Source organism: Catenibacterium sp. co_0103 (assembly GCF_004168205.1).
Lineage (GTDB): Bacteria > Bacillota_I > Bacilli_A > Erysipelotrichales > Coprobacillaceae > Catenibacterium > Catenibacterium mitsuoka_A.
This window is the reverse complement of record NZ_RCYB01000023.1, coordinates 15,442-29,378: the sequence shown is the minus strand read 5'-3', so window position 1 is coordinate 29,378 and position 13,937 is coordinate 15,442. Positions and strand designations below refer to the sequence as shown.

At 33.6% G+C, this 13,937-nt stretch carries 18 protein-coding genes; all 18 read right to left on the bottom strand.

Annotated elements, in window-relative coordinates; all coding sequences use genetic code 11:
- Positions 1–138 precede the first annotated feature (138 nt).
- Positions 139–645: an anaerobic ribonucleoside-triphosphate reductase activating protein gene (nrdG, locus tag EAI80_RS05700; protein ID WP_129981279.1), complete on the bottom strand. Its 507-nt coding sequence runs from the start codon at positions 643–645 to the stop codon at positions 139–141.
- A 23-nt stretch (positions 646–668) separates the two neighbouring features.
- On the bottom strand, positions 669–1,397 hold the full coding sequence (locus EAI80_RS05695) for an energy-coupling factor ABC transporter ATP-binding protein (RefSeq protein WP_129981278.1): 729 nt from the start codon (positions 1,395–1,397) through the stop codon (positions 669–671).
- Complete coding sequence (locus tag EAI80_RS05690; RefSeq protein WP_129981277.1) at positions 1,394–2,128, bottom strand: energy-coupling factor transporter transmembrane component T; 735 nt, start codon at positions 2,126–2,128, stop codon at positions 1,394–1,396. The genes EAI80_RS05695 and EAI80_RS05690 overlap by 4 nt, the downstream gene beginning before the upstream one ends.
- Positions 2,103–3,089, bottom strand: coding sequence for an energy-coupling factor ABC transporter permease (locus tag EAI80_RS05685; protein ID WP_129981276.1), 987 nt, complete (start codon positions 3,087–3,089; stop codon positions 2,103–2,105). The genes EAI80_RS05690 and EAI80_RS05685 overlap by 26 nt, the downstream gene beginning before the upstream one ends.
- 1 nt (position 3,090) lies before the next feature.
- Entirely contained in the window at positions 3,091–3,891 is an 801-nt protein-coding gene (gene larE / locus EAI80_RS05680) for an ATP-dependent sacrificial sulfur transferase LarE (RefSeq protein WP_129981275.1), read from the bottom strand.
- Positions 3,869–4,333, bottom strand: a complete 465-nt coding sequence (gene larC, locus EAI80_RS05675; RefSeq protein WP_129981274.1) for a nickel insertion protein — start codon at positions 4,331–4,333, stop codon at positions 3,869–3,871. Before larC ends, larE begins: the two co-directional genes overlap by 23 nt.
- Positions 4,311–5,105: a LarC family nickel insertion protein gene (locus EAI80_RS05670; protein ID WP_129981273.1), complete on the bottom strand. Its 795-nt coding sequence runs from the start codon at positions 5,103–5,105 to the stop codon at positions 4,311–4,313. Before EAI80_RS05670 ends, larC begins: the two co-directional genes overlap by 23 nt.
- A complete protein-coding gene (gene larB / locus EAI80_RS05665; protein ID WP_129981272.1) occupies positions 5,102–5,845 on the bottom strand; it encodes a nickel pincer cofactor biosynthesis protein LarB in 744 nt (247 codons plus the stop codon). The genes EAI80_RS05670 and larB overlap by 4 nt, the downstream gene beginning before the upstream one ends.
- 144 nt (positions 5,846–5,989) lie before the next feature.
- The gene (locus EAI80_RS05660) at positions 5,990–6,946 is read right to left on the bottom strand and encodes a helix-turn-helix transcriptional regulator (protein ID WP_129981271.1); all 957 of its coding nucleotides are present in this window, start codon (positions 6,944–6,946) and stop codon (positions 5,990–5,992) included.
- Between the two features lie 433 nt (positions 6,947–7,379).
- Positions 7,380–7,787 (bottom strand): helix-turn-helix transcriptional regulator, encoded by a 408-nt coding sequence (locus EAI80_RS05650; RefSeq protein WP_129981270.1) that lies wholly within the window; start codon positions 7,785–7,787, stop codon positions 7,380–7,382.
- 148 nt (positions 7,788–7,935) lie between these two features.
- Positions 7,936–8,571 (bottom strand): hypothetical protein, encoded by a 636-nt coding sequence (locus EAI80_RS05645; protein WP_129981269.1) that lies wholly within the window; start codon positions 8,569–8,571, stop codon positions 7,936–7,938.
- Positions 8,572–8,575: 4 nt separating this feature from the next.
- The gene (locus EAI80_RS05640; RefSeq protein WP_129981268.1) at positions 8,576–9,229 is read right to left on the bottom strand and encodes an HAD family phosphatase; all 654 of its coding nucleotides are present in this window, start codon (positions 9,227–9,229) and stop codon (positions 8,576–8,578) included.
- A complete protein-coding gene (locus tag EAI80_RS05635) occupies positions 9,213–10,292 on the bottom strand; it encodes an SIS domain-containing protein (protein ID WP_129981267.1) in 1,080 nt (359 codons plus the stop codon). The genes EAI80_RS05640 and EAI80_RS05635 overlap by 17 nt, the downstream gene beginning before the upstream one ends.
- Before the next feature lie 52 nt (positions 10,293–10,344).
- Positions 10,345–11,349: an SIS domain-containing protein gene (locus tag EAI80_RS05630; protein ID WP_117459017.1), complete on the bottom strand. Its 1,005-nt coding sequence runs from the start codon at positions 11,347–11,349 to the stop codon at positions 10,345–10,347.
- Positions 11,350–11,397: 48 nt separating this feature from the next.
- A complete protein-coding gene (locus EAI80_RS05625; protein WP_040389581.1) occupies positions 11,398–12,216 on the bottom strand; it encodes a PTS system mannose/fructose/sorbose family transporter subunit IID in 819 nt (272 codons plus the stop codon).
- The gene (locus tag EAI80_RS05620; RefSeq protein WP_129981266.1) at positions 12,203–12,979 is read right to left on the bottom strand and encodes a PTS sugar transporter subunit IIC; all 777 of its coding nucleotides are present in this window, start codon (positions 12,977–12,979) and stop codon (positions 12,203–12,205) included. The genes EAI80_RS05625 and EAI80_RS05620 overlap by 14 nt, the downstream gene beginning before the upstream one ends.
- A 10-nt stretch (positions 12,980–12,989) precedes the next feature.
- A complete protein-coding gene (locus EAI80_RS05615) occupies positions 12,990–13,457 on the bottom strand; it encodes a PTS sugar transporter subunit IIB (protein WP_006504553.1) in 468 nt (155 codons plus the stop codon).
- A gap of 15 nt (positions 13,458–13,472) precedes the next feature.
- The gene (locus EAI80_RS05610) at positions 13,473–13,886 is read right to left on the bottom strand and encodes a hypothetical protein (protein ID WP_129981265.1); all 414 of its coding nucleotides are present in this window, start codon (positions 13,884–13,886) and stop codon (positions 13,473–13,475) included.
- Positions 13,887–13,937 lie beyond the last annotated feature (51 nt).

Here is a 13,937-nt window from a genome sequence, read left to right as displayed (position 1 = left end):
GTAGCGCATATGTCTGATATGCCGTATAATCTTGTTGGTGTATCATTGCAAACTAAATATACCACAAAAGACGGACCTCGGTCCGTCTTTTGCTTTTTATGAAACTATAATGAGTTATTTACCCGTTACAGCCTCTTATTATATCTCTTTGAACTCAACTAAAGTGATATTTTTATTTTCTTTTGTTTTCTTTATATCAATAATTCTTTGATTAGAGGAACCTCTGAATTTGAGATTTGCATCTTTTAATTCATTCACAAATGGTCCATCTACTAATACATCAACATAATCAAGTAATGGCTGTTTCCATTCCATAATTTCTTCATAAAGGAATGAAGAATAGACCCAGATAGATTTAGTAGGGCATTCTTTTTTGATATGTTTGAGTAATTCTAAAATATCGTCTCTGTTTTCTTCTTCAAAAGGTTCTCCACCTAAAAGTGTGAATCCTGCAATATGGGGTTTATTAATAAGTTTAATTAATACATCTTCTAATTCAGATGTAAAAGCCTTTCCTCCTTTAAAATCCCATGTTTCCTGATTAAAACAGAATGGACAATGACGATGACATCCTTGAGTATAAAGAGATACTCTAATACCTGGTCCATTCGCAATATCTACTTCTCTTATTTGTGCATAACGCATCTTTTTCACCTCACAAAGTTTTATTATATACTCTTTTGTCTACTAAATGAAAGAGGAAGCTCTAAACCATTTTCTTCAAGAAGCTTTTTATTTGTTAAGATGTCTTGAGTTGGTCCATCTGCAACAAGTTTTCCATTAGATAGTAATAAAACACGATCACATGTATCATAAATAAAATCTAAATCATGGGACGCTATCAGCATTGTATAAGGGAGTTCGTTTAATACGTTGATTAGTCCACGGCGATGTCTAGGATCTAATGAAACAGAAGGTTCATCAAATAATAGAATATCTGGACGCATAGAAAGGACTGTCGCAATGGCAGCTCTTTTTTTCTCCCCACCAGATAAGCGATAAATCTTTTCATGCTTCTTTTCCTGCATATGTACAAGATCTAATGCTTTGTTGATACGTTCTTCTAATTCTTCTCCCTGTAATCCTTCATTCATTGGGCCAAAGGCTACATCCTCATATACAGAAGACATAAAGAGCTGATTATCTGAATCCTGGAAGACATAACCTATATGGGAACGAATAGATGCAAGGTTTTGATTGTTCATAGTTAAATCTGTAATTTTCAGTTCTCCCTGACCATTTTCTATTCCAATAATAGTTTTAAGAAGTGTAGATTTCCCTGCTCCATTACAGCCAATGAGTCCTACTTTTTCACCTTTTTGGATATGAAAATTCAAATTATCTAATATAATACGATTCTCTATATAAGAGAAAGAGAAATGATTCAGTTCAATCATAATGTCACCCCTTTTAAGAATAGTAATAGTATACACATAATACCAAATGTAAGTTTAGATAACTTATAATCATATTTTTGTGGTTGTAATGGCATTACACCTTTAAAACCTCTTAACATCATAGATTGATAGACATTCATAGCACGATCAATGGAACGAAGCATCATTGAACCAACTAACGTTCCCCATGTCTTTATAGAAATATCAATCTGACCTGGTGCACGTAAGCTATAGGCAAGCAAAGTTTTGTCTGTTTCTTTAAAGAAAAGAATGAGATATCTTTGGATTAACATGATGACAACAATAAGAGATTGAGGCACTTTTAGTTTAGATAATCCCATACAGAGTTCCTCCATAGATGTTGTGGTCATCAATATGTAAGAGAATAGTAAGGCAAATATTCCTTTTAATGCAAGCACAATAAAACAAGTGATTCCATATCCCTTAAAGAATAAGAAAGGTGTTCCCATAAAGAGTAATAAAGCCACTAATGGTTTGAGTTCTCCTAGACATTTGAATAAATTGATTTCTCCAAGCATTGAAAATAAGAGTAAAGGTAAAAACATCACTACAATATAAATATTATGGATGGAATAAGAAGCAGTGATTATCAAATAAAGTAATACAATCAAAATCTTATAAGTGGGATGAATGGCAGAAAGAATGGTTGTACGTTTAGAAAGTGCATCAATTTGATGCACTTTCTTAATGGCTTTCTGTATGTTTTTCATGATAACGATGAATGAGCATATAGAGTCCTATGACAACTAAGACTCCAACGATTCCTGCAAACATCCCACCTAAGATTGATTCATGTCCTGCAATATTATAGTCAGGTAATAATGCAGTGAATTCCTGAACACGCGAAGACATAGAATAAATAGCCCCTTTGTGTGGTAGTTCTGTAGAACCAGTTAACTGTAAAATAGACCATTCTAATCCATCAGGGAAAGCACTAGCGAATATTGATAAAATACCAGCCACTGCGACAGAGAGACCACCAAATAGTGCAAGAAGCTTCTTTTTAGATGTTTTTGCCAGTTTAGTTGTATGCCCCTGCCAGATGAGTTCTGGACGTGCTTCGTAAATAAATGATAGAACTAAACCTGTAATAATACCTTCTACTGCACCTATCGCAAGATGAATAGGCTGCATCACACCAATGAATAAGTTCCATGGGAGTGCTGTAATACCTGATAATTCTGTTTCTACAACTACTGAGAAGGCACCTAATTGTAAAGAGATGATAGAACCTAAGATAGAGGCAATCATCAAATTCTTCTTAGATAATTTTTTACTGATTATTGGCTTAAATATCAACATCGAAGAGATAAAGCATCCATAAAATGCCATATTCCATATATTACATCCTAGGGCAAGTAATCCACCATCCGCAAAAAGCAGACATTGTATTGCCAGTATACCTACCATCGTTAAGAAACCTGCATAAGGACCAAGTAGTGCTGTTAACATGAGTCCTCCTGTTAAGTGTCCTGAAGAACCTGTTCCTGGGATAGTGAAATTGATCATCTGGGCCGCAAAGACAAAGGCACCCATAACCCCCATCATTGGGAGTTTCTGTGGATCATTTTCTTCTTCTAGTTTTTTAATTGAATAAATAGTCATTGCACCTGATGCCAGATACATCGTTGTCGCAACAGCAGGTGAGACTAAGGCGTCAGCCATATGCATATTATTTTTCCTCCAGTTTAATATCTTGACTACCACTTCTAAATCCTTCTAGATCAAGAGTTACATAGTCATATCCTAATTCTTCAATAAATAAGACAATCTCTTGACGTTTATCCATACATTTCATAAAAGCATCTTGATCAATTTCTAAACGTACTATGTCATTATGTATTCTTGCACGTACATTGTAGAAACCATATGTATGAAGATAATCTTCAATCTTTTCTACTTTACGCATTTCCTCATAATTAAGTAATGTATGATAAGGAAATCTTGTCGCAAGACAAGGTGAAGATGGCTTATTAGCCGCTTTTAAACCATAAGTAGCAGCCAATTCTCTAATTTCTTTTTTAGTCATATTAGCCTCTAAGAGTGGACTATGTAATCCTGATTCCTTAATTGCTTTGATACCAGGACGATATTGTTTTAAATCATCGGCGTTTGTACCTTCAAGAATAGTAGAAATACCTAAACTGTGTGCGAGTTCCTTCACTTTAGTAAACATATACTTCTTACATAAATAACAACGATCTACAGGATTATTCTCTATTCCTGCACCTTCTAATTCATCTACATGAATCACTTTATGAATAGCCCCTAATTCTTCAGCTATTTGCTTGGCTTCATCTGCCTCCATCACAGGATGAAGCGCTGTTTGAATAGTAACAGCATAGACATGCGTATGATATCTCTTTGATGCTTCAACTGCCATTTTTAATAAGAGTGTACTGTCTACGCCACCAGAAAAAGCAATCATAACATCTTCATGTAGATACTGATCAATGATGGCGACTAAATTCATAATAACTCCTTTCCAGCAATTGATAAACATCAATAATAGATAAATTATGTTTTTCACTTAATAACTTCGCACTTTCATATTCAGGATACGCTCTTTTCTCTCCATCTATATCTACCACCTTAAATACAGCATCACCAAAAGGCGTAGAAATTGTTTCAAAGGTTCTAGTAAGAACTGTACGTTCCATGTAAGTACGTCTAATACCGATAGTGCTTGTTTCTTTGAAGATGATTGTTTCTAATTCTTTTCTTTTTTCTTCATCACATAATACATTGAGTAAGTAAGCAGGTCTGTTCTTTTTCATCATTACGGGAATATAATGAACATCTTTAGCACCATGAGACATTAATAACTCCATCACATGACCTAATACTTCTCCTGTACTATCATCAATATTTGTTTCTAGCTTACATACTTGATCAGTGCCTGGGATCTGTTTCAATCAACATTGCACGAAGTAAGCTTGGTCTTTCATAAGCACGCTTACCTGCCCCTATACCTGTCTTTTTAATTGTGAAGGTAGAAGGAAGTGTATGAGATGTCACAATAGACGCAGCAATGGCAGCACCTGTAGGAGTCACTAATTCTCCTTTGATAGTATCAATATGAATAGGTAAATGATGACTCGATACAATGTTGTTAACAGCTGGAACAGGAATAGGCAAAGTGCCATGAGCACAATTCACAGTACCTGTTCCTTCATAAATAACCGGAATATAGACTTCATCAATACCTAAATCATCAAAACATACCGCTGCAGAAATAATATCTACAATAGAATCCACAGCACCTACTTCATGAAAATGGACTTCTTCAATAGAAGTACCATGGGCTTTGGCTTCTGCTTCACCTAAAATAGTGAAGATCTTTTTAGCCAATTCTTTAGCATGATCTGTCATTTGTGCATGATCAATGATATGTAAAATATCATGCAAGTGACGATGTTCATGATGATGGTGATGTTCATGATGTGTATGTTCACCATATAAATAGTTCATATCGTGATCATGATTATCCTCATCCAAAATAACATTAAAATCACAGACATCAAGTCCTGATTTATTGACTCTTGTGATTTCAGTTTTAAAACCAGTAAGAGATAATGATGAAAGAACTTCTTCTAATACTTCTTTTGAAGCCCCTAAATCAAGTAAGCTTGCGACAAACATATCTCCACTTATTCCAGAATAACATTCTAAATATAATTGATTCATTTTGATTCTCCTGTTCTATTAATCTGTGTTGCGATATAACCTGCACCATAGCCATTATCAATATTCACTACCGCAATACCATTGGCACAGGAATTAATCATTGTAAGTAAAGCACTAACACCATGAAAGCTGGCTCCATAACCCACTGATGTAGGTACTGCAATAACAGGACAGTCTACTAAACCACCTATGACACTTGCAAGAGCTCCTTCCATTCCTGCCACCGCAATAATACATCGTGCTGATTGCAAGATATCTAGTTGAGATAATAAGCGATGAATACCACTCACACCTACATCATACAAACGTTCTACATGACTCCCAAAGAATTCAGCTGTCTGTGCTGCTTCTTCAGCCACATTAAGATCTGCTGTACCAGCACTACATACAACAATCTTCCCTTTATGTTCCTTTTCTTTTTCTATCTTAATAATATGTGATAATGGATCATATTCTAGTTCAGGAAATTCATCCCTTAAAAGTTCATATTGATGTATTGAGGCTCTTGTCCCAAATACTTCTCCCTGCACCTCATAAAGTCTTCTCACAATACCGACTAAGTGATCATCTGCTTTTCCCTGGCAATAAATCACTTCCTGAAATCCTGAACGTATTTCTCTATTTGTATCTAATTTTGCATAACCTAATTCTTCAAAAGCTGATTTCTTAAAGAACTGTTCGGCTTCTTCTACAGATAGTTCTCCAGTTTTAACCTTTTCTAGTATTTCCTTTGTTTCCATGCAATCACCACCTTTATTAGGGTAACATTAAACCCTAGTTTAGTGTCAAATGTTTTGTATATTCATTATACAATGAGAAAAAAATAGTTCACAAGAAAACTTGTAAACTATCACTTTTCTAATAATTATTTTAAAATGAATGAACTATTTCTTTCTACCTTCTATAGTCATTTTCACCATGCCAAGCACTGCAGCATATAATACTCCAGCCACCGGCCATATAATCCATGTGAACTTCCAGTTATTTGTCCAGAAACTCCATCCAAGATATATCGTGACTATCAAACACCAATAAGCACCTGAAAAAGAATCTGTCTTCTTTTTCAAATGTTTCTCTTCCTTTGTATATTCTCCTTCCTGCAATAGAGTATCATAGCTAGACTTGATCATACCTGCACGAATAAGAATATTGACACCTATAGAAACAATAATAAGTAATAGACCTACAGATATACCACTCATATAATCTTCTACTTCCATTACACCTGCCATTATAGTAGGAATGACAGAAAGAATACAAAGTACTACTCCTATCGCAATATTCCTTGTGAATGTTGGTTCATACTTATCTCTTCTTTCACGCACCATACCTGATACACCATATTCTGTCTCAAAGATTTCTTTTTCTAAATGCTGCATATAAGATTCTCGTAATCCATAATTCACAAATAGATAGACAGCTATTGCGACTAATACAAGAAGTAGTACTAAACTAAAACCTATAAGTATATGATCTTCTGTCATTGTACCTAATACTATAAGAGGTACAGAACTTAATATGCATAGACTTGTCGCATTGGCGACTATTCTTGAACCTTTACTTTTCATATCTAAATATTGATTGGCTTCTTCCATACTTACCTTGATTGTATTAGTTTCTGTATATTCATTGAGTGGTTCTTCTATTTCATCTTTCAATAAGTAGTCTGTAGTGACACCAAACAGTTCAGACATCTGAAGTATTCTTTTTAGGTCTGGTATAGATCCTGCACTTTCCCATTTTGAAACAGCCTGCCTAGATACACCTAACTTACTTGCAAGTTCTTCCTGTGACCAGCCATTCTTTTTTCTTTCTTCTATAATCTTATCAGCAAAAATCATAATCTTCTCCTCCTTACATACAAAATATACCAATTATGGTAACTTCCATCTACCAATTCAGGCTGAAAATATGTCAACCGGTGGTTGCAGGAGTTAAATATTTTATAAACTACAACATAATATGAGTCCAATTATACCTATTACAACAAATAGAAGACCTATACCTGCTGATTTCTTTCTTTTGCTTATCAGTGTTCTTTGATGTTCATCTATATTCTTTAATGGATATTTTCTTCTTCTAAGTAAATAGAATAATAATCCACTTGAGTTATTTCCATTTATTGCAAGTAAACCCCATAATCTAGGATGTTTAAGTCCTCACGCTGAAGCATCTAATACAATCAACTTATATATTTGATATGTTGTTTCCATAGTTCCTACAAGAGTAATTGCCATACATATCGCAAATAATATATTATTCATAGAATCCTCCTTATATACACTTAATAATTTGATACAACAATAATGATGAACTTACTACAGCTAAGCAGAATACAACAACTAGATAATACTTACTATCTGGCAAGAACATGCCTAATGTAATTAATAGAATCACAACAAATATATTCAATAATATTGCGCCTATCAGTTGTTTACTGCTTCTTACTATATTTGTGCTTTCTTCTAGATGTTCGATCATTCTTTCATCTCCCTTTATAAGTTCATCAAGAGTAATAGAATAGAGATTACTTAGTTCTATAATGTTTATAATATCAGGATAAGACTTCTCATTTTCCCAATTAGAGATTGTCTGTCTTGAAACATTTATTTTTTCTGACACCATTTCTTGGGTAAGATGAGATTTGATACGTGCTTCTTTTAATTGTTTGCCTATTTCCATATCTTTCCACTCCCTTTCGTGATTATCTTGTCATATAACTACTTATATGTCTATCAAATATATTTGACATAGATAATTTATAGTGATAAACACAAAAAAAGACAACCATTAAGTTGTCTTTCAGTGCGAGATTTTCTCAATCATCCTATTAATTTTGGGATTTAATTAAAGATTCATATACAGTTCCTTTACTGTCTTCTAAGGCTTTATTCTTATATTCCTTGCTTTTTGATTCATTACCCATATTCTTGTAGATAACTGATAATAAGAATTCAAGATAGGGAGTATCTTCATTGTTTTTAGTATATTCTACATCTTCTAGATCAGATTTTAATTCATCATAATACTTAATTCCACCACTAATCAAAGTATCATTAACCATATCCATCTGTCTATATAGGGCATGATCATTTGTCGTGCTAACCATTTCCAACAAACGATCAATCATAGATGCATTCTTCTTATCTACATATATATAGAATACTGATTTTGCAAGAGCAGACTTCTGCTTAGAATTCATAGGAACATGATCCATTATATTGTTTACTTGAGTATCTATTTGTTTGTTATCATTTACTTTTAGATAAGCATTTAAAAGTAAATATTCCCTATTAAATAGAGGAATACATATCTTAGCTAGTTGAGTTGCCATTAAGTCTTTTATTGCCTTGATATCATTGTTTTGGAGTAATGTTAGATAATTTTTTAGGAGTTTCTTTCTGATGATTACTGGAATAGTACCAATAATAGCAATCACTATAGCGACAATTAACATAGCATTCATACTTTTATGCCCCTTTCTCAATCAACTTTATAATATCATTTAATTCATCAATAATTATATCTGCCTGACTCTGATCTAAGCCAAACTTATCATCTTTTAAAGCCAATACCTTAATACCAGCTCTATTTGCAGCTAATATTCCTTTAGATGAATCCTCAATAATAATAGCTTCATCTTTATTCACATTCAATTCTTTGATTGTATATAAATATATTTCTGGATTTGGTTTACTTTCTTTGAATTGTTCACCACTTACTATAAGTGAAAAATACTTTTTTAAACCAGCCTGATCCAACGCATTATTAATACTATATAAACTAGAAGAGGACGCTAACGCTATTTTATAATGTTTACTTAAGTGTTCTAAAACAGGATAGATCTGAGGTCTAACTACCGCTTTATAATCACAATCAAATGAACGAAAATATTCTTGAAGCATATTTTTAAATGTCATGAAATCAGTTTTTTCATTCCACATTCTATATGCTTGCTCATAATATAATTTACTATCAATACCAATAAGAGGAATACAATCACTTACTTGTATTTCTATATCATGCTGTTTAAAAAATCTTATCAAATCATTTATATACATGGTTTCACTATCAAAGATCACACCATCCATATCAAAAATAACAGTTTTAATCGTCTCCATCATAATTCACAAAATTCTCCGTTTTAGCAGCTGCAATAGCCTTAAATTCTTTTAATAATGGATGTTGATAAATAGAGTGTAAGTCATTTGAAACAATAAAGCTTAATAATTGTACAAATGGTAGATATACAAGTGGACATAATTCACTTGATACAGTATCACTCAAACTTAAAACATGATCATCACTTGATAATTGAGGATTGTTTGAAATTAAATAAGCTCGATTAGTTACTTTTCGCGTAGCCTTATATACTTGTTCTACGCGTCGACTTGCACTATCGTTTCCATCAAAGAAAATCACATTGTATTGTGGCGTTAATTGAAGGTTTGGTCCATGAATATACTCTTCAATTTCATAGCAGCAACTTGGAATATGAATGGTTTCACCCATTTTTAATGCACTTTCAAGTGCTGTTCCATAATTGGCACCCGCTCCACAACTGTAAACCCAGGACATAGATGTGAAATTCTTATAATGTCGCTGAATAAAGTTTGTAGCCTGATCAATCATTTCTTCATTTAAATCAGCTGCTTTCTTTAATTCATCCAAATATTCAGTCTTTCCAGAATATGCAATTGCAAATAAATCTAAGAATAGCGCAAGTGAAGAAACACCTTTTGTGACATAGCCAACTAATTCTTCGCCCACACCGTATTCAATTACAACATCCGCAACATCTTTTACATCGCTGTTTTTATTTCCTGTTAAACAAATAGCTTTACATTCTTTTTTCTTAATGATTTTTAATGCTTCGATTGCATTTGTACTTAAACCACTCTGTGTAACCACTAAAACTAAGTCGTTCTCTTTAATATCATTTTCATAGTACGTAAATGTATATGGAGTAATGATTCTAACTTCTAAACCACTTACTTTTTCCACAAAACTTCTAGCACAATAACAAGCATTATGACTTGATCCAGAAGCAACAAGTAAAATACGTTTGATTTCTTTTTGTTGCACTTCCTTCATCAATGGATCAACTAGTGTAGTATACTGTTCAATATTTGTTCTTAATACGCCTGGTGTTTCTTTAACATAATCAAGCATTGTTAATTTATTCATAATATACCCCCAATTAAGGTATAAAAGGTGGAATAAATCCACCCTTTATATTTTAGTATTCTAATCTTCTGTAGTAACGACGGATTTCCATAGGGTGACGAGTTTCGATTTCCATATGAACATCAATTCTGTTGTTTACAGCATGCATTACATGGTGAGATAAGTGTTTACGATATTTTTCACTAATTCCCTTTAATTCGTAATCTTTAGTGTCAATGATTGTGTAGTTTGCACAAATTCTTGGAATAAAGTTAGCTACACGTTCAGATAATGGACGCTGAGCATCTTCACCAATATAGATAGTAACTGGAGTTTCTTTAGTTACGATTTCAAACATACCATGGAAGAATTCATTTGATGTGATTGATTTAGTTTTTAACCATAACTGTTCTTCCCAATAGCACATTGCATATGAGTAAGTAGCACCCCACTGGTTTCCAGCACCTACAAAGTAGTGCATTTCATCATTCCAGTGTTTTTTAGCGAATTCAATAGCGAATGGTTCAGCTTTCTTTTCAACTTCTACTAAATCTTCTGCTAAGTATTTGTCAAATTCAGCATACATATCATCGTAGTCTTCTAATTCACCATTGTTGAACATGAAACGGTCAGCAACCATGAAGAACTTTAACTGTTCGTTCATTGGGTAAGAGATCTTGTAGTCTCCTAAATCTAATAAGATAGCTTCTTTAGCATCAACAAATGAGATAACTGTAGCACCAACTTCAGCTTTGATTTTCTTGATAGCATCAACGACTTCTTTAGTGTTTCCAGATACAGATGAGATAATAACAACTGTATCTTTAGTAATACGTTTGTTTCCTGTAGTTAAGTATTCAGCAGCATTTTCTGCCCAAGTTTCAATAGCACTCATTTCTTTCATGTGTACTGTAGCCTGCATAGCACTTGCCCAAGTACCACCAACACCTAACCAGCAGATGTTTGAATATCCATGTTCGCAGATTTCATCAACGATTTCGTTGATCTGAGGGCGTAAAGCTAATGCGCCATTTACGCTATCGATTTTTTCCTGTTCATTAAATTTAATCATTTCCATTTTCTTTTCCTCCGTTTTTTTTAAAATTTATCATTTTTTTAAAATTTATTAACAACCTAAAATACCAAAGAATGCTCCGACTAATCCGATCACAACGCAGATTAACAATAATGTAGTTGTCTTAACATTTTTCTTTTTCAATAAGTAGTAAACTAGTAATGTGAATAATAATGGCATTAAACCAGGCATGATATTATTGAATACAGAATTCAATGTAGTTGCTTCATTACCAGAACCAAACTTCAATGGGAAACTGATTGATACGTTTTCAGCAGTCATACCACCAACAACCATCAATCCTAAAACACTTGCTGCATAAGTAAGTTTTGACATTAATCCATTCTGCTGGATCTTAGCCAAGAATCCACTACCTAATTTATAACCAGCATTCATTAAATAATAACGTAATCCCTGAGCTGGAAGGTTGAAGATTAATAAGAATAAGATAGGTCCTAAGATATTTCCTTGATTTGCTAGAGATAAACCAACACCAGTAGCGATAATACGTAATGTTCCCCAGATGAATGAATCACCAATACCTGCTAAAGGTCCCATTAATGAAACCTTTACATTGTTGATACTTTCTGTATCAAATTCAGGATCATTTGCGTTACTTTCTTCCATAGCAGCACTAATACCTAAGATTAATGTTGCCAATTGTGGAGTTGTGTTGAAGAATTCCAAGTGACGTTTCATAGCTGCAACTTGATCTTCTTTATTTGGATATAACTTTTTGATAACTGGTAACATACTATAGCAGTATGACATATTCATCTGTCTTTCATAGTTCCAAGACCATTCCAAACCGAATGAACGCCAGAATACTTGATTTAACTCTTTTTTAGTTAATTTATTAGAAGTCGTCATCTTCATCTACTCCTCCTTCTGTTGCTGTTTGAGTTGAATTACTACGTAACTGAGTTAATACGATAGCAATGATAACTCCAAAAATTGCGATTGCTGTTACTGGAATCTTTAAGTATACGCTTAGTGCGAATCCTAAGAAGAAGAAACATGCAACTTCTTTGTCCATAATCATCATTAATAATAAACCGAACCCAATTGCAGGTAATAATCCCATTGTGATCTGTAAACCATTTGAAATCCATTTAGGAATGACATTTAATAAAGCCTGTACAGCTGGTCCACCAGCATAGTAACCACATCCTACAATCACACCGATAATTAAGTTAACACCGAAGAATCCACCTAATAAGTGCATTCTAGCAACTCCAGCCATATTTCCTTCAGCCGCATATTTATCTGCTTTATGAACAAATGGAGGTAAGATGAATACCATTCCAACGTTCTTTGCAATTAAAACTAATGAAGCAACTGGTAAACCTACAGTCAATGCAGTTTCTGGCCCAGCTCCTGTTGTAATTGTGAAAGCTGTTCCTAATACAGTTCCTGAAATCATTTCAGGTGGAATACTAGCACCGATTGAGAAAGCTCCCATAAATGCTAATTCTAATGTTGCACCTAAAGTAACACCTGTTTGCACATCACCAAGTACAATACCTGTTAAAGTACCCATAACCAATGGTCTTGACAACAAACTTGTACCGAACAAATACTCAGCATTTCCAAGCATTGCTACCAAGCCAAGTAAAATTGCTTGTAGTAACATATTTCTCCTCCTATAAAACTTTTTCTACATTTACTGGATTATCTTCTGGAACCATCTGAATTGTTACATCCACGCCTGATTCACATAATCCTTTTAAAATTGTTTCTTCTGCTGGTGTAATATTCATTGCTTTTGAAATATTACGAGTTTCAGCAGTTGCCTTAGTACCACCAAGATTTAACTTTTTGATGTTGCATTCTTTACACAATCTTTCAGCATCCTTAATAGATTCAACTACAGTTAATAATTTATATTTGTCTGTAACACCACTGTTGATTGCTTTTACTGCATCATCCATACTTTTGATAACTAATTTAACACCACTTGGTTTTGCCATCTTGATTGAAGTTTTTCTTAAATCATCTTTCATAACTGCATCGCATGCAATTAAGATACAATCTGCTTCAACTGCATTTTTCCAAGAAAAAGCAACTTGACCATGTAACAATCTGTGATCCACTCTTAATAATTTAATCATTTTCTTCTCCTCCTATTAGAAATCTTCATCATCTTCGCTTGTTATTCCATTCATAACAGTCATTCCATCTTTAGCTGCTTCGATTAAATCGTTTGCTTCTGCTAATTCAAGTTTTCCGTTCAAGCCTTTCATTACTGCATCTAATACTAATCCCATGTTCATTCCTGAGAAGACCATTACATTATCTAATACTGCAAGTTTAGATAAAGCTGTGTGAACACTTCCACCTTTGATATCACACAAGATTAAGATTTGTTCATCACTCTCTTTTACTTCTTTCAAAACTTCTTGATAAAAGTCTTCAGGATTTTGTCCAGGAAGCAAGCTATATGTTTCTATATCCTTAGCTAAATCTCCAACAATCATAGAAACTGAATCTTTCATCCCTTTAGATAGTCCTCCGTGTGATGCAAGTATGATTTTTGCCATATTCTCTGCACTCCTTTCTTTTCGTTTTAGTTCATGCAAGCTTCGTGCCAG